Source organism: Thauera sp. WB-2, from assembly GCF_027594845.1.
Classification (GTDB): Bacteria; Pseudomonadota; Gammaproteobacteria; order Burkholderiales; family Rhodocyclaceae; genus Thauera; species Thauera mechernichensis.
Genome location: NZ_CP088935.1, coordinates 2,935,728 through 2,952,133 on the forward strand (window position 1 = coordinate 2,935,728; position 16,406 = coordinate 2,952,133).

Consider the following 16,406-nt stretch of genomic DNA (forward strand, 5'->3'; position numbering starts at 1 on the left):
GACGGGCTTTGGGGGGCGCCAACGCCCCTTGACGACTGGGCTCGGGTGCCGCCTGCCCTCCCAGCAGATCCGCATACGGCCGCACCGCAACCATCCTGACGAAACCGTAATCGGGCCGCCATCGGGCGGACAGCCGCAGTCGGTCATGCTGCAACCACGATCGACAGAAGGTGCAAGGCCATGAACGCCCCCGCCACCGCGACGAGAACCGCGCTCTTCACCGTGCCGGGCATGGGCAGCAATCACTGCGCCGGCCTGGTATCGACATCCATCCGCAGGGTGGACGGCATCGAAGGCGTCGAGACCAACATCGCCAACCATCGCGTCACGGTGCGCTTCGACGCGATGCGCACGCAGCCGGATGCGATTCGTGCCGCGATCGAGCGCGCCGGCTATGAGGTCGATGGCGTCGCTGACGTCGATCCCGAAACTCCCTCGCGCGGACAGCAGGCGAGCGACGCCGAGGAACGCTACCTCGCACTGGCGACGCGGCGGCTGTGGATCGCCGCTGTGCCGGCATCCCTGGTCATGCTGCTGATGGTGCCGCACATGTTCTGGCAGCCGATTCCGGGCTATCTGCTCATCGTCGCAGTCCTTGCGTTTCCGGTGGTGTTCACCCACGGCGGGTGGGCGACGCATCGTTCGGCCTGGCGCTCGCTGAAGAATCGCACCGCCAACATGGACGTCCTGATCTCGCTGGGCAGCATCCCGCCCTACTTGATCGGGCTCATCGGCTTCATCTACCCGATGACGTCCTTCATCGAGATGGCCGCGACCATCATGACCTTCCACCTGCTTGGCCGTTACCTGGAGACGCGCGCCAAGGGGCGCGCCTCGCAGGCAATCAGAAAGCTCGTCACCCTCGGCGCCAAGACCGCGTCGGTACTGCGCGAAGGCCACGAGGTGGAGGTGCCGGTCGCCGAGCTCGCGGTCGGCGACGTGATGGTCGTGCGCCCCGGCGCGAAGGTGCCGACCGATGGAGAGATCGTCGAAGGCACCAGCCACCTCGACGAATCGATCGCTACCGGGGAGTCGGTACCGGTCGAGAAGGGGCCGGGCGAGGCCGTGATCGGCGCAACGATCAACAAGGAGGGCTTGCTCAAGGTCCGTGCGACCCGGGTTGGCACTGACACCTTCCTGTCGCAGGTGATCAGTCTGGTCGAACAGGCACAGGGCTCGAAGGTTCCGATCCAGGAGTTCGCCGACCGCGTCACCGGCCGCTTCGTGCCGGCAGTGATCCTCGTCAGCCTGGCGAGCTTCGCGATGTGGCTGGCGATCGGCGCGAGCCTGCAGCCGGTGCTCGACTGGGGCGCGGGCTTCCTGCCCTGGGTGGACGCGAGCCGCACCCCGCTCATCATCGGCACCCTGTCTGCAGTGGCCGTGCTGGTGATCGCCTGCCCCTGTGCGCTGGGCCTGGCCACGCCGACGGCGCTGATGGTCGGTTCCGGCATCGGCGCCGAACGCGGCGTGCTGATCCGCTCCGGCGAGGCGATCCAGACGCTGAAGGACATCAAGGTCGTCGTGCTCGACAAGACCGGCACCATCACCGAAGGCAAGCCGGCCCTGACCGACGTCGTCCCTGCTGCAGGCATCGACGAAGCCGTCCTGTTGCGTGCTGCCGCGGCGATCGAGGCGGGTTCGGAGCATCCCCTCGGGCAGGCCATCGTCGCCAGCGCGCGAGCGCGTGGCATCGCCGTTCCCGCGGTCCAGTCGTTCAGGGCTGTCACGGCGCGCGGCGTGCAGGGGGAGGTCGATGGGCGCCTGGTGCGCGTCGGCAGCCGCCGCATGCTGGATGAGGCCGGAGTCGCCTATGGCGCACTCGATGCGGCGCTCACGCGCCTCGAGAACGAGGGCAAGACCGCCATGCTGGTCGCGATCGACGATCGCGCCGCGGGCATCGTCGCCGTGGCCGATACCGTCAAGGCCGACTCGAAATCTGCAATCGCCGCGCTTCATGCGCACGGCATCCATGTGGTGATGGTCACCGGCGACAACGAACGCACCGCTCGCCATGTCGCCGCCCAGGTCGGCGTGGATGAGGTCATGGCCGGCGTATTGCCGGAGGGCAAGGTCGAGGCGATGCGGCGGCTTCAGCAACGGTACGGCGATCATGTCGCACTGGTCGGCGATGGCATCAACGACGCGCCGGCGCTCAAGCAGGCCAACGTGGGCATCGCGATCGGTGCCGGGGCAGATGTCGCGATCGAAGCCGCCGAGGTGACGCTGGTCAAGGGCGAACTGACCAAGGTCGTCGAGGCCATCCGGCTGTCGAAAGCAACCTTCTCGAAGATCGTGCAGAACCTGTTCTGGGCCTGGTTCTACAACGTCGCGGTGATCCCGATCGCCGCGCTCGGACTGCTGCACCCGATGATCGGCGTCGTCGCGATGACCGCCAGTTCGCTGTCGGTCATCGGCAACTCGCTGTTGCTGCGGCGTGCCCGCATCGGTATCTGACAGCCTGTAACGACTAAAAAGGGAAGGAGGCCACCATGCCCTGCCACAACGAAGCCCCGCGCAAGCTCAGGTCGGCGGACCCGAAAGCCGCGTCGCGCCCCCTGCCTAAACCACTCAAGTGGGCCATCCCCGCCTTTCTGGCGCTCATCGCCGGGCTGCTGCTGTTCGAGCATCGCCTGCACCTGAATGCCCTCCTTCCCTGGCTGCTGCTCGCCGCTTGCCTTGTCATGCACCTTTTCATGCATCGTGGCCATGGCAAGCACGGGCACGACCGCCGCACCCATGAACAGCACCACGACCATCGTGACGGGGCAGATCACCCATGACGCTCCCTTCCGATTACGGCCTGTGGTCGCTCGTTGTGTTGAACTCGCTGATCTTCAGCGTCTTCGCGTTCAGCTTTGCCCGGCCCCGCACGACACGCGACTGGCGCTCGTTCGGGGCCTACTCGGCGTTTGTCGTTGCGCTATTCACCGAGATGTACGGGTTTCCGCTGACGATCTACCTGCTATCGGGATGGCTGTAGCACGATGCAGGCCATCTGCTCGAGATGATGTTCGGATGGGGGGGGGGAACCCGCACTTCGGCCCCTTCCACCTCCTCAGCACCGCCTTCATCGTCGCCGGCTTCTGGTTGCTTGCGAAGTCCTGGCCGGTGCAGTACGAGGCCCGGCGCGCGCGCCGCGTCGCGCATACCGGACCCTATGCCCGGATCCGCCACCCGCAGTACGTCGGTTTCATCGCGATCATGTTCGGCTTTCTGTTGCAATGGCCGGCGCTGATCACCGTCGTGATGTTCCCGATCCTGCTAGCGGTCTATGCACGGCTTGCCAGGCGCGAGGAACAAGACTCGCTGGCCGAGTTCGGTGACGCATACCGCGCCTATATGGACTCGACGCCCGCCTTCATGATCGACGAGAAGTTAGCGCGCGGCTCAGAAGAGGAAAGGCGTCCGCATCGTCATGTTGCTGACGTCGAAGTAATGCCCGCATCAGGCTGCTGTCATGGGTGCCTCCCTATCATGGAATCCGTGACGCACACAGCGCATCACGTCCAAAGAACGACAAGGAGCAACACCATGACGATCAAGAAAACCATCATCGCCATTTCCTTCGGCGTCCTCGCCGTTCCGTTTGCGAGTGCCGACAGTGGCATGCGCTGGATTGGTGGGGAGCTTGGATACGACTTCCACGCCATGCCCTCGACCAAGAGCCGCGCCGAGGTCCTCCAGGAACTGCGTGCATTCCGCGCCAATCCAGTCGGCGCGGACGGCTGGCGTTACGTGGGTGGCGAGGTCAGCTGGGTGCCCCCGACGCAGGTCGGCAAGGCGGCAGACAGCTCGCCACGGCCCTCGCTGCAGATGACCGAGGAAGAGCGTCGCCGATTTGCGGAGCTCTACGCCGGTAGCTGAGCGCAGGACGACGGCTTCTCACAACCCATCGCGGATTACAGCTTTGTAATCCGCGGCTCAGCATCCGGTAAGGACGCTGGCAGCATCATTTGCCCCGAGGCCTTCTCGCGTGCGCGCGAAGGGCCTGGCCTACCACGCATATACAAGCGTGGACGCATCCAACGAGAGAGAAGGAGTCAGGACTTGACCCGCAAACGCCACCTGGCGGGCTGGCTGGCGGTCGGCTTGCTGCCCATGGCCGTCCACGCCGCCCCGCCCTATGAGCCGGCTGCGCCGGTTCCCGCGCCACGCTACGTGCCGCTTCCCTTGCTCGACACCACGCCGCAACTGGGCGAGATCGATTGGCGCCAGGCCAATGAGACCGTCGGGCAGTTCACCCGAGGGCATATCGATGTCCTGCGCTGGGAAAGCGAGAATCCCGCAAGCGGGCAGACGGAGCCCACCCCCGCAGGCGCCCTGATCGGCGCCTCCGAATCGCTCCGCCTGGCCCTTGCCGCACGGCCCGACCTGTTGGCGACCACGTCGATGAGCCCGGCCGAGCGCGCCCGCGCCGACATTGCCGCCGCAGCGTTCTCCCGCGATGTGCTGCGCGCCTGGGTGAGCGCGGTCGCAGCCGAGACGGCCCTGACGAATGCCGGCAAGGCCTATGGCGCGGCAGAGACCGGCGCGGAGCTGGCGAGCCGGATGACCCGTGTCGGCAATTGGGCGCAGGATCGCCTGCTGAGCGAGCAGCTCTCGCTCAAGGACGCGGGCGTCGGCCTGATCGCTGCCCGCCAGGAAGCAAGCCGCGCGCGCGAAGCCCTGGCGCGGATGACCGGCTTATGGGGAGAGGCGGTGCACTTCACGCTGCCGGCGAGCCTGCCCGCACTGCCGGCCGACGCCCTCGAAGGCGCCGGGCTGGAAGCGCTGGCCTTGTCGCGTCATCCCATGCTGAGCTTGGCAACGCAGGACGCCGAGCGCGCCCTCCAGTCGCAAGGACGGGGCGCGCAGGCGCGGTGGCAGACACTCGGCGCAGAGGCCGTGGAACGCCTGCTGGGCGGACGCGCTGACGATGGCGCCGTATTGAGCCGTCCGCCTGGCACCGCGGCCGTGATCGACCTCCGGCGCGCCGCCGTGGGGCAGGATGCGCCCCATGCCTTCGGCAGGGTCGCCGACGCCGAAAGCCTGGCCGTGAGCGTGCGCTCGCAGGTACGCGAGGCCTACATCAACTACCGCATCGCCCACGATCTCGCCACCCAGGCGCTCAGCCGCCAGGGCCTGCAGGTCGCAAAGCAGGAGGAGGCCCTGCTGCGCTACAACGGCATGCTCAAGAGCACCTGGGATCTGCTCGACGCCGCCCGCGAACGGCTCGCTGCCAAAACCACCGCGGCGCAGGCGCTGCGCGACTTCTGGCTGGCGCATGTGAATCTGCAGGCGGTGCTGGCGGGCGCAGACTATCCGGGCGCCGACGGGGTCGCACAGCCGGCGGGCAAGAAAGCAGCGGGAGGGCATTGAGCATGGACAGACGACAATTCATCAGCCGTGCCGCCGTGGGGGCGGTCGCCGCCGCCAGCGTGAGCAAGGCCGCCCTCGCCGCCTTGCCCGAGCCGGTCATCCAGACCTCGCCCGACACTGCGCCGCCGCTGATGCCGCCAAGCGGCCGCCCGTACAACCCGGTGGTCACGCTCAACGGCTGGACCGCCCCCTGGCGCATGAACAACGGGGTCAAGGAGTTCCATCTGGTCGCCGAACCGGTGGAGCGCGAGATCGCGCCCGGCATGGTCGCCCGCCTGTGGGGATACAACGGGCAGAGCCCCGGCCCCACCATCGAGGTGGTGGAAGGCGACCGCGTACGCCTGTTCGTGACCAACCGCTTGCCCGAGGCGACCTCCATCCACTGGCACGGCCAGCGCCTGCCCAATGGCATGGATGGCGTGGTCGGGCTCAACCAGCGCGCAATTCCGGTCGGCAAGACCTATGTCTACGAGTTCATCGCGCGCCGGCCCGGCACCTTCATGTACCACCCCCATGCCGACGAAATGGTCCAGATGGCGATGGGCATGATGGGCTTCTGGGTGACCCATCCGCGCACCCGCAACCCGCTCATCAACGAGGTGCAACGGGATTTCTGCTTCCTGCTCAACGCCTACGACATCGACCCCGGCAGCCTGGTGCCGAAGATCAACACCATGCTCGACTTCAACCTGTGGACCTTCAACAGCCGCGCGTTTCCGGGCATCGACTCGATGAACGTGCGCCTGGGCGACCGGGTGCGCATCCGCGTCGGCAACCTGACCATGACCAACCACCCGATCCACCTCCACGGCCACGAGTTCGAGGTCACCGGGACCGACGGCGGCCCCACGCCGCCCGGTTCGCGCTGGCCGGAGGTCACCACCGATATCGCGGTGGGGCAGATGCGCCAGATCGAGTTCATCGCCGACGAGGAAGGCGACTGGGCCTTCCATTGCCACAAGAGCCATCACACCATGAACCCGATGGGCCATGACGTGCCGACCATGATCGGCATCGACCACCGCGGGCTGGTCGGGCGGATCCAGCAACTCGACCCCGAGTACATGCTGATGGGCGAGCGCGGCATGGCCGACATGAAGGAAATGCCGATGATGCTGCCCGAGCAGACTCTGGCGATGATGGCCGGCTTCGGCCCCCACGGCCCGATCGGCATGGGCGGCATGTTCACCACGTTCAAGGTACGCCGCAACCAGAAGCCCGGCGATTACTCCGACCCCGGCTGGTATGCGCAGCCGCCTGGCACCCAGGCCTTCGAGTGGCAGGGCAGCCTGCCCGAGCCCGCCCGTTTCAGCGCCGAACGCCTGAATGCCGGCGAGGTGCCCGGCCTGCGGCGCTCCGCGCTCGAGATGCAGGTCCGCAAGCCGGGCAGTGGCAAGCATCCGCATTGATCGGTACCCGCCTGAATGAATGAAGTGGTCGCCAACGAGCGGCCCAGTCGAGTTCGCCCCCACCCAGAGAGGAGTCTCAACAGAATGAAAAAACGAATGCTCACCCCGATCGTCGCCGGCCTGATGCTCGGCATGGCCAGCCTTGGCTTGCATGCACACGGCAGCAAGGAGCACGGCGCGCGCCAGGCCGTCGTCAAGGAGCAGACCGGCTGGGGCGTCGCCGGGGATGCCGAACAGGTCAGCCGCAACCTGGAGGTGGTGATGACCGACGACATGCGCTTCACCCCCGCCGCGGTCAAGGTCAGCGAAGGCGAGACGCTGCGCATCGTGGTGCGCAATGCCGGTCAGATGATGCACGAACTGGTCATCGGCGACAGTGAGGCGCTGGCGGAGCACGCCGAGATGATGGTGCGCTTCCCGAACATGGAGCATGACGAGCCCTACATGGCCCACGTTCCGCCGGGCGAGACCGCCGAGATCATCTGGACCTTCAATCGCGCCGGGGAATTCGAGTTTGCATGCCTGCTGCCGGGCCACTACCAGGCGGGCATGATCGCGAAGGTGGTGGTCGCGTCGCCACGGCTGGCCAGTCGTGAGCACGAACGGCCCCAATCTGTGCAGTAGCGCAAGCCCCCACTCCGCCCCCACTGAGCTTCCAAGCGGCTCCCAATCAGCGAGACAAGACAATGAAGAATCTAATAGCCATCCTGGCGACAAGCCTGATCACCGCTTCGGCCCTTGCGGATAGCCACCTGCCCGCAGTGGACGCCGAAGTGCGTCGCGTCGATCGCAACGCGGGCAAGCTCACCCTGAGGCATGGCCACATCCCCAACCTGGACATGCCCCCCATGACCATGGTGTTCACGGTCAGGGAGCAAGCCATGCTGGATGGGGTCGAGCCGGGGGATAAGGTCGTGGTTACGGTCGACCAGATTGATGGCGCCTATGTCGTTCAATCGCTTGGCAAGGCGAAAGAGTGACGAAGGTTTCCGCAGATCGACGCTAACGCCAGATTTGCCCATATTGGAAGCCGTTTGGCTCAAACAGGAGCCTAGCGTGCCTTCTTCTGCCAAACCAGCGACGCCATCAATAGCAGCCATTGTCCTTCTCGGCGGCGAGCCCGTACACACCCAAGGCCCCGCGTCCTGATGAACTGGATACCACTGCTGCGCAAGGGTCTGCCGTCGGCATCGGTGGACGCGGCGACGCGCCCGACACGGATCATCCAGAGCGACCTCGCTCGCTCAACATCCCGGACCGCCCCCTGGTACGCCGCCAGCGCGAAGGTACGCTCTCGCCCGAGGAGCCGGCCAAGCTCGTCCATTATGTCCGTGCCATGGAACGGGCCGAGGCGGTTTTCGAGGATACGATCGCAACCCCGAGCTGGATTCAAGACCTCAACGCCGCACTCGGCGGCATGACACCGCCATGACTGCTCGACACGGAGATCGACGCCGATAGCGTACTCGACACCCCGGATCGTATCGGCGACGGCATATTCGACTGATGCAGACGGTCTGGCACATCACCACGACGCGCTTCACTGACACCGCCTACAGCGGAGAGGGTGCGCGCCTGTACGGCGGACCTGACGGATCACCCCAACCGGCTCAAGCGCCCCCAACGAACAACTACCGGTCGGTCCACAGCCCGGGCGTCTTACGGTCGTTCGTAATGGGAAAGTCAGCGACGGCACGGTCGTCATGATCGTGCTTCGAATCGGGCACCACCCGTAGGGAACGCCCATGAAGGGCTCACCGCTCGCGCCGCTCCTACGGCGGGTGACGCGCGAGGTGGTTCTCGGTAGGAGCGGCGCCAGCCGCGAGCTTTTCAGGGCATGCGACACGCCCCGTCGCCTTCGACCCCTCGCGGCTGGCGCCGCTCCTACGGCGGGTGACGCGCATGGTGGTTCTCGGTAGGAGCGGCGCCAGCCGCGAGCTTTTCGTCGTCCACGCAGGCATCACCATCCATTCAGCGGCTCGCGCGCTTACCCATACATGGACCGTGACGCCATTTTTGCCTAGACTTGAACTTACTTGGCCTCACTGGAAAACACCCATGCCCCCCTCCGCAAACGCCGCGACAAGCTCGCTGGCAGCCATCAGCCTGCTCGGCGGCGAGTCCGTGCTACATGCAAGGCCCCGCGTCCTGATGGACTGGATACCACTGCTGCGCAAGGGCCTGCCATCGGCATCGGTGGACGCGGCGACGCGCATCACGCGGATCACCCAAAGCGAGCTCGCCCATGCACTCAACATCCCGGAGCGCACCCTGGTGCGTCGCAAGCGCGAAGGCACGCTATCGCCCGAGGAGTCGGCCAAGCTCGTCCGTTTTGCCCGTGTCGTGGAACGGGCCGACGGGGTTTTCGAGGATGCGGACGCCGCCTTGGGCTGGATGCAGAGCCCCAACGCCGCACTCGGCGGCGTGACGCCGTTGTCGCTGCTCGACACTGAGATCGGCGCTGACAGCGTGCTCGACGCCCTGGGCCGTATCGAGCACGGCGTGTTCGCCTGATGCAGCCGGTCTGGCGCATCACCACCGCACGCTTCGCAGACTCCGCCTTCAGTGGCGAAGGTGCACGGCTGTTCGGAGGGCGCTGGAATCCCAAGGGCTGGCCCTTGATCTACACCGCGGCATCACAGTCGCTCGCCCTGCTCGAGCTCATGGTGCAGGACGATCCCTTGCGGGCGAACTACGTGCTGATCCCGGCGCAACGGCCTGACGACCTGCCAGTGAGGAGCATCGAAGTCGCGGACCTGCCCGCCGAGTGGCGAACGCTTGGCGCGAGGAACGCCCTGCAGGAGATCGGCCGGATCTGGATCAACGAGGGCAGTACCGCCGTGCTGAGTGTACCAAGCGTCGTGGTCCCGGCTGAGCGCAACTATCTCCTATTAACCCGGCCCTTAAATATATTCACTGCGCAGCATACGCAGCGGCCGGGTGCTGGAAGTAGGACCGGACACGCTCGGGGAGCGAGGCGATGCGGTCCATGATGGCGTGAGCCTTCTTCAAGAGCTGCGAATCATCGCGGCTGGGCGGCTCCAGGCGCAGCGCGGTCTTGAAGTCGTGATTCAGGTATTCGTCCGGATTGGACTCGGGCGCATAGGGTGGCAAGTAGAACAGCTCGATCTGCGCGGCACGCGGCTCGACCCAGGCCCGGACGAGCTTGGCGTGATGCACCCGCAGGTTGTCGACGATCAGGAACACCTTGCTCGCCGCACTGGTGATCAGTCGCTCGAGAAACTCGATGAAACGTTCGGCGTTGATCGTGCCCTCGACGATCTGGAAGGCGATCTCGCCCCGATTGGTGATGGCCGAGATCATCGACAGCTTGGCCCAGCGGGCCGATGCCTCGAGCACGGGCGTGCGGCCGGCCGGCGCAAAGCCTCGAATCCAGTTCGTGTCCTCCTTGACCGCCGTTTCATCGGCCCAGTAGATGACCGCGCCTTCGGCCTTGGCGCGCGCGGCAATGGCCGGGTAGCGCTCGCGCAGCCAAGCCTGGACCAGATCGTTGCGCTGCTCCATCGCCTTCTTGACCGGGCGCTGGGCGGTGTAGCCCCAGCGCTTCAGATACTTGCCCACGAGGCGATCGGACAACTGCAGTCCAAATTGCTGCTCCACCAAGGCCTGGATCGCCCGCCGAGTCCACAGGGCGAAAGGCAAGCTCAGCTGTTCGGGCACCGCAGCCACGATGCGCTGCCGTACCCAAACCTCCTGCGCCATCGTCAGCTTCCGGCAGGCCCCATAGGGACGGCCTCGCGTCTTCTCGACCAACGCCCCGGCACCGTCCCTGCGCGCCTTCCTCAGCCACGCCTGCACCGTGCGCACATGGACGCCGGCGATCTTCGCCAGCTCCACGCCGTTCATTCCAGACTGCGTATTCAGGCGCAGCACCATCTTGCGCAGCGTCTCGCGCCCTTCAGGACCCAGCTTGCGTGCATCGATCTTTTCCATGCACACATTATAGAGAAAACAGCCTATTTAAGGGCCGGGTTAATAAACCCAGCACACCCCGATTTTTCGCGCATCCAGATCGGCACGCCGCGATCGCTGGCGGTCGACACGCGCTTGCTCAGGAATCTGAGGTAGGACGATCTGCGCATAACTGACGGACCGTCCCCACCGGCTCAAGCGCCCCACTACGATCAGCTACCGGTCCACAGCCAAGGCGTCAGACGGTCGTTCCTGAAGGGAAAGGTCAGGGGAGCACCGTCGTCATGACCGGCGTCGAATCCGGCTCCGCCCGCGGGACAGGCCGCGGACGGCATGCGCACGAGGAAGACGTCGAACTTCGTGAAGGCTGGCTGGACCGCCGACGCCCGGAACCCACGGAAAGGCTCACGGTACCTGGAGCACTGCAAGCAGAGATGAGGCGGCGCCGGATTCGAACCGGATCATAGGAGCATCGGACTGCCTCTAACCATTCCCATTGGAAACAACCGCCTCATGCGCAGAGTGTAGACCACCGTCTGATCATGGCCAGTGACCGGATCACTGTTGAACACTCCAGCACCGAGGAGATCGAGCACGCACGCTGCGCTGCTGGTTGATCCCCACGCCCGTGGGGAACGCACAATTTTTGATGCGGTATCAATAACCGTGATCGGTTCATCCCCACGCCCGTGGGGAACGCGCTTCGACGTACTCCATGACCGATGCGAGGCGCGGTTCATCCCCACGCCCGTGGGGAACGCATGAGTGGCCTCCTGTTTCAGTTGAGCGATCGCGGTTCATCCCCACGCCCGTGGGGAACGCGTGGCGTCGCCACCGGGGGCGGTTTCGGCTGCCGGTTCATCCCCACACCCGTGGGGAACGCGCCGTCCTCCTGGTGATGGTCGGCATCAAGGTCGGTTCATCCCCACGCCCGTGGGGAACGCTCGAGCAGCGCTGCATGCTCGGCGTGTAGATCCGGTTCATCCCCACGCCCGTGGGGAACGCTGATGGCATCCAGTGTGCGATAGCGGCGGCGACGGTTCATCCCCACGCCCGTGGGGAACGCGAACGGGATCACGGAAGGGCGGGCCCTCGCGGCGGTTCATCCCCACGCCCGTGGGGAACGCCGGGCCACGCCGACCTTGGCCGCAATCTTTGTCGGTTCATCCCCACGCCCGTGGGGAACGCGTCCGCTTTCTCGTCGCGGAACCGCTCGACCCACGGTTCATCCCCACGCCCGTGGGGAACGCCAGTTCGTTTGCGTGGTCGGTCATTTCGATTCCGGTTCATCCCCACGCCCGTGGGGAACGCCGGCGGCTCGCCGACGAGCCGGCCGAGTGCGTCGGTTCATCCCCACGCCCGTGGGGAACGCGCCCATCGCCTTCTGGAACCGTCGCCATGCGGCGGTTCATCCCCACGCCCGTGGGGAACGCACCCGTCAAATGCAGCAACGTCGGGCACTGGCCGGTTCATCCCCACGCCCGTGGGGAACGCATCTGTATTGCCGATCAGACCCTCATTGCGGGCGGTTCATCCCCACGCCCGTGGGGAACGCAACGCCCCGTCGCGCACCTTCCAGCTGAAGACCGGTTCATCCCCACGCCCGTGGGGAACGCGCCCTGCGCTTGCGTGATCGCGCGATCGAGCCCGGTTCATCCCCACGCCCGTGGGGAACGCTGAAGCCGACGCAGCGGGAGCAGTTCCGCGCCTGGTTCATCCCCACGCCCGTGGGGAACGCCTCCACGGAGGCAGGCATCCCCGCGGCGCAGGCGGTTCATCCCCACGCCCGTGGGGAACGCGCGAGGCGGGAATGAGGCGTGACGAATTTACCCGGTTCATCCCCACGCCCGTGGGGAACGCAGTCACCGCGGGTTCCAGGCATCGACAAGCCGCGGTTCATCCCCACGCCCGTGGGGAACGCTTACGCGCAACCCTGGCGGCGGACCCATCCCGCGGTTCATCCCCACGCCCGTGGGGAACGCGTCGGCGATGGCGGCCCAGTCGCGCGCGAACTGGGTTCATCCCCACGCCCGTGGGGAACGCGGCTAAATTGCTCGGTTAAAAACTCCACGGTCCGGTTCATCCCCACGCCCGTGGGGAACGCCCCCTCGCGCGTGGATTGAAACCAAGCAGGTGCGGTTCATCCCCACGCCCGTGGGGAACGCGGCGGAATCAGCCGGAGACGGCGCGCGGGTGGCGGTTCATCCCCACGCCCGTGGGGAACGCCCGGGGCCCATGAGCCTGAGCCCAGCGTTGAACGGTTCATCCCCACGCCCGTGGGGAACGCTCACCGTGACGAGAAGAGCTCTAGCGGGCGATCGGTTCATCCCCACGCCCGTGGGGAACGCACCAGCGCGGCGGGCCTTGTCGGCCGCGAGCACGGTTCATCCCCACGCCCGTGGGGAACGCGCCGGTAACGCATTCCCGCTCGCGTTTGGCGACGGTTCATCCCCACGCCCGTGGGGAACGCGGCGTAGTCGAGGGCGCGCGCGCGGAGTTCGTCGGTTCATCCCCACGCCCGTGGGGAACGCTTGCTGCTGCGAACAACTTGCGGGAAAACAATCGGTTCATCCCCACGCCCGTGGGGAACGCAAAGAGATGAGTATCAAGACCCAGGGCACCCACGGTTCATCCCCACGCCCGTGGGGAACGCGCCTGATCGTGCGCGCAGGCGGCGTTGACGCCCGGTTCATCCCCACGCCCGTGGGGAACGCGCTGTCCGTCAAAGGTGCGAACGTCATCCCAAAGGTTCATCCCCACGCCCGTGGGGAACGCAGTGATGCGGTAGAGGCCGATCATGTCGTGTGCGGTTCATCCCCACGCCCGTGGGGAACGCATGTGTTACCGAGCCTGACATCCGCATCAAATCGGTTCATCCCCACGCCCGTGGGGAACGCGGCCTTAGCGGTCGCAAGTTCCTGGGTGACCACGGTTCATCCCCACGCCCGTGGGGAACGCACCTATCGAGAGCCCGCACCGGAAGATGCGAGCGGTTCATCCCCACGCCCGTGGGGAACGCGCCGGAAATCATGGCGGAATGCATGGCAGCTCGGGTTCATCCCCACGCCCGTGGGGAACGCAAGTCGCGCTCGCTCGTCGCGGCGGCGATCTGCGGTTCATCCCCACGCCCGTGGGGAACGCGAAGCCGAGATGCCCCTGGAGACCAAAGCCGCCGGTTCATCCCCACGCCCGTGGGGAACGCCGTGCCCCCGAGTGCGGCGATTGCGGCGCGCGCGGTTCATCCCCACGCCCGTGGGGAACGCGGGGCCTGGGTGGCGTTGACCAGCGGGAAATACGGTTCATCCCCACGCCCGTGGGGAACGCAGGAAAGTCTGGTGCTCGTAGTCGATGACGAACGGTTCATCCCCACGCCCGTGGGGAACGCTTCTCGTGAGGTCACGAAAATGATCCGGGCGGCGGTTCATCCCCACGCCCGTGGGGAACGCGGCGTCACCAAGACCGACGGCGTCGGCCTCCGCGGTTCATCCCCACGCCCGTGGGGAACGCGGATCGAGTCGATGACCGATACCGCGTCGACGCGGTTCATCCCCACGCCCGTGGGGAACGCCAGGAAGATGTCGCCGTTACTCCACTGCTCGGCGGTTCATCCCCACGCCCGTGGGGAACGCCATCAACGCAGCAAGGGGCTGAACATGGCCGACGGTTCATCCCCACGCCCGTGGGGAACGCCTATTTGCGAAGCCCCGAAATTTACAAACTGGCGGTTCATCCCCACGCCCGTGGGGAACGCGACTCGATGTAGGAAACATCGCCGAAAGCCTCCGGTTCATCCCCACGCCCGTGGGGAACGCGCCGTGCGGGCCTCGAACGTCGCGCGCTCGAACGGTTCATCCCCACGCCCGTGGGGAACGCGAGTAAGCGATCTGCGTCGGCGATTGCGTCGTCGGTTCATCCCCACGCCCGTGGGGAACGCAGCGCCCAGACAACCAAAATCGCACTGGCGATCGGTTCATCCCCACGCCCGTGGGGAACGCACCGAGTCCGAACGGGTTTTATCGCATTGTTCCGGTTCATCCCCACGCCCGTGGGGAACGCGAGCCGCACGAGCCGCACTGGCGCAACGTCGTCGGTTCATCCCCACGCCCGTGGGGAACGCCACGCCCCCGCCCTCCTCGCCCCCACCGCCACCGGTTCATCCCCACGCCCGTGGGGAACGCGGTCTCGCTTAAGGAGCTGCGCGTCGTGCTCGAGGTTCATCCCCACGCCCGTGGGGAACGCGCGCGCGCAAGGAATTCGCAATGACAATCCGCCGGTTCATCCCCACGCCCGTGGGGAACGCTCGAGGTGATCCAGGTCGCGCCGCTGAGCAATCGGTTCATCCCCACGCCCGTGGGGAACGCGGGCCATGAAGTTTTTAGTGGCGAAGGTCCTGCGGTTCATCCCCACGCCCGTGGGGAACGCGAGGGAGAAATCGCCAGGGATGGCGGTCTCCTCGGTTCATCCCCACGCCCGTGGGGAACGCACTGGCCGCGCGACGACTAGCCCCGGAACTTTCGGTTCATCCCCACGCCCGTGGGGAACGCGTCCGCACTGCGGAGACGGCAAGCCGGATGACGCGGTTCATCCCCACGCCCGTGGGGAACGCACGCATCTGCCGATCCTGCAACCCCAGGAACACGGTTCATCCCCACGCCCGTGGGGAACGCCCCTTCAACGATGGTGAAATGGCGCGAGGGGTCGGTTCATCCCCACGCCCGTGGGGAACGCACCGCCCTTCCTTCCTTCCCTCGTTTCGTCCCCGGTTCATCCCCACGCCCGTGGGGAACGCGAAGGGGGGCTCGTAGGTCTCGTTGCCGCTGTTCGGTTCATCCCCACGCCCGTGGGGAACGCGACGAGGTTGGAGCCGAAGCTGCGCACGACGTCGGTTCATCCCCACGCCCGTGGGGAACGCATCTGCGGAGAGGGCGTGGAACAGGTAGGCGTCGGTTCATCCCCACGCCCGTGGGGAACGCGCTTTTTTTTCGGCCGAGATAGCCATAAATGGCGGTTCATCCCCACGCCCGTGGGGAACGCATGTAGCTCGTACTACTGCCGAGCGCGGTCGCCGGTTCATCCCCACGCCCGTGGGGAACGCTCTACGGAGACATCCTGCGCGGTTTTGAACACCGGTTCATCCCCACGCCCGTGGGGAACGCGGGCTGCTCAAGGCCATCGCCGGCGAAGAAGCCGGTTCATCCCCACGCCCGTGGGGAACGCGATCATGTGCGGCACCCAGGGCGGCTGGTGCGCGGTTCATCCCCACGCCCGTGGGGAACGCTCCGTCGAGTACCTGCACTCCTGCCGCCAGCGCGGTTCATCCCCACGCCCGTGGGGAACGCTCCGTCGAGTACCTGCACTCCTGCCGCCAGCGCGGTTCATCCCCACGCCCGTGGGGAACGCGATGCTGTTGCGGATGACGGCGCGCTTGGTGGCGGTTCATCCCCACGCCCGTGGGGAACGCGGCGGCTACTCCACCGCGCAGCGCCTCGGCGCCGGTTCATCCCCACGCCCGTGGGGAACGCCAGATCACCCGCGCCAAGCCCCTGCGCAGCCACGGTTCATCCCCACGCCCGTGGGGAACGCCCAGATTCCCGGGGCGAGGTGGCGCGTGTTGCCGGTTCATCCCCACGCCCGTGGGGAACGCGCGCTCGTGAGCATCACCCAGGGCCAGCGTGTCGGTTCATCCCCACGCCCGTGGGGAACGCC

General features: G+C 66.5%; 12 protein-coding genes and 1 CRISPR repeat array (1 of these 13 only partly in view). Of the genes, 11 read left to right on the forward strand and 1 reads right to left on the reverse strand.

Features of this window, described 5'->3' with window-relative positions; genetic code table 11:
* The first annotated feature begins 180 nt into the window (after positions 1 to 180).
* From LQF09_RS13460 to LQF09_RS13505, 11 genes are all read left to right on the forward strand, one after another.
* The gene (locus tag LQF09_RS13460; RefSeq protein WP_002932813.1) at positions 181 to 2,454 is read left to right on the forward strand and encodes a heavy metal translocating P-type ATPase; all 2,274 of its coding nucleotides are present in this window, start codon (positions 181 to 183) and stop codon (positions 2,452 to 2,454) included.
* Positions 2,455 to 2,489: 35 nt separating this feature from the next.
* Positions 2,490 to 2,780, forward strand: coding sequence for a DUF2933 domain-containing protein (locus LQF09_RS13465; RefSeq protein WP_002932817.1), 291 nt, complete (start codon positions 2,490 to 2,492; stop codon positions 2,778 to 2,780).
* Positions 2,777 to 2,980, forward strand: a complete 204-nt coding sequence (locus tag LQF09_RS19635; protein WP_332307105.1) for a hypothetical protein — start codon at positions 2,777 to 2,779, stop codon at positions 2,978 to 2,980. The genes LQF09_RS13465 and LQF09_RS19635 overlap by 4 nt, the downstream gene beginning before the upstream one ends.
* Positions 2,981 to 3,108: 128 nt before the next feature.
* The gene (locus LQF09_RS19640) at positions 3,109 to 3,864 is read left to right on the forward strand and encodes a methyltransferase family protein (RefSeq protein ID WP_333482867.1); all 756 of its coding nucleotides are present in this window, start codon (positions 3,109 to 3,111) and stop codon (positions 3,862 to 3,864) included.
* A gap of 183 nt (positions 3,865 to 4,047) precedes the next feature.
* A complete protein-coding gene (locus LQF09_RS13475) occupies positions 4,048 to 5,358 on the forward strand; it encodes a TolC family protein (protein WP_002932821.1) in 1,311 nt (436 codons plus the stop codon).
* Between the two features lie 2 nt (positions 5,359 to 5,360).
* Positions 5,361 to 6,767, forward strand: a complete 1,407-nt coding sequence (locus LQF09_RS13480) for a multicopper oxidase family protein (protein WP_270068204.1) — start codon at positions 5,361 to 5,363, stop codon at positions 6,765 to 6,767.
* An 84-nt stretch (positions 6,768 to 6,851) separates the two neighbouring features.
* Positions 6,852 to 7,391 (forward strand): cupredoxin domain-containing protein, encoded by a 540-nt coding sequence (locus LQF09_RS13485; RefSeq protein ID WP_270068205.1) that lies wholly within the window; start codon positions 6,852 to 6,854, stop codon positions 7,389 to 7,391.
* A gap of 62 nt (positions 7,392 to 7,453) precedes the next feature.
* The gene (locus tag LQF09_RS13490; protein ID WP_002932828.1) at positions 7,454 to 7,747 is read left to right on the forward strand and encodes a copper-binding protein; all 294 of its coding nucleotides are present in this window, start codon (positions 7,454 to 7,456) and stop codon (positions 7,745 to 7,747) included.
* 119 nt (positions 7,748 to 7,866) lie between these two features.
* Entirely contained in the window at positions 7,867 to 8,199 is a 333-nt protein-coding gene (locus LQF09_RS13495) for a hypothetical protein (protein ID WP_270068206.1), read from the forward strand.
* A 626-nt stretch (positions 8,200 to 8,825) separates the two neighbouring features.
* Positions 8,826 to 9,281, forward strand: coding sequence for a type II RES/Xre toxin-antitoxin system antitoxin (parS, locus tag LQF09_RS13500; protein ID WP_002932834.1), 456 nt, complete (start codon positions 8,826 to 8,828; stop codon positions 9,279 to 9,281).
* Entirely contained in the window at positions 9,281 to 9,760 is a 480-nt protein-coding gene (locus LQF09_RS13505; RefSeq protein ID WP_270068207.1) for an RES family NAD+ phosphorylase, read from the forward strand. Before parS ends, LQF09_RS13505 begins: the two co-directional genes overlap by 1 nt.
* Here the strand turns inward: LQF09_RS13505 and LQF09_RS13510 are convergent.
* Entirely contained in the window at positions 9,681 to 10,721 is a 1,041-nt protein-coding gene (locus tag LQF09_RS13510) for an IS630 family transposase (RefSeq protein ID WP_011882900.1), read from the reverse strand. The two genes, LQF09_RS13505 and LQF09_RS13510, sit on opposite strands and share 80 nt — an antisense overlap.
* A gap of 589 nt (positions 10,722 to 11,310) precedes the next feature.
* A CRISPR array of direct repeats spans positions 11,311 to 16,406; the repeat unit is 29 nt; unit sequence CGGTTCATCCCCACGCCCGTGGGGAACGC (it continues 1,954 nt past the right edge of the window).

Excerpts from the sequence above, each read along its gene's own strand:
- LQF09_RS13505 (WP_270068207.1), top strand. The coding sequence starts at position 9,281 with ATGCAGCCGGTCTGGCGCATCACCACCGCACGCTTCGCAGACTCCGCC.
- LQF09_RS13510 (WP_011882900.1), bottom strand. The coding sequence starts at position 10,721 with ATGGAAAAGATCGATGCACGCAAGCTGGGTCCTGAAGGGCGCGAGACG.
- LQF09_RS13480 (WP_270068204.1), top strand. The coding sequence starts at position 5,361 with ATGGACAGACGACAATTCATCAGCCGTGCCGCCGTGGGGGCGGTCGCC.
- LQF09_RS13485 (WP_270068205.1), top strand. The coding sequence starts at position 6,852 with ATGAAAAAACGAATGCTCACCCCGATCGTCGCCGGCCTGATGCTCGGC.
- parS (WP_002932834.1), top strand. The coding sequence starts at position 8,826 with ATGCCCCCCTCCGCAAACGCCGCGACAAGCTCGCTGGCAGCCATCAGC.
- LQF09_RS13460 (WP_002932813.1), top strand. The coding sequence starts at position 181 with ATGAACGCCCCCGCCACCGCGACGAGAACCGCGCTCTTCACCGTGCCG.
- LQF09_RS13490 (WP_002932828.1), top strand. The coding sequence starts at position 7,454 with ATGAAGAATCTAATAGCCATCCTGGCGACAAGCCTGATCACCGCTTCG.
- LQF09_RS19635 (WP_332307105.1), top strand. The coding sequence starts at position 2,777 with ATGACGCTCCCTTCCGATTACGGCCTGTGGTCGCTCGTTGTGTTGAAC.
- LQF09_RS13465 (WP_002932817.1), top strand. The coding sequence starts at position 2,490 with ATGCCCTGCCACAACGAAGCCCCGCGCAAGCTCAGGTCGGCGGACCCG.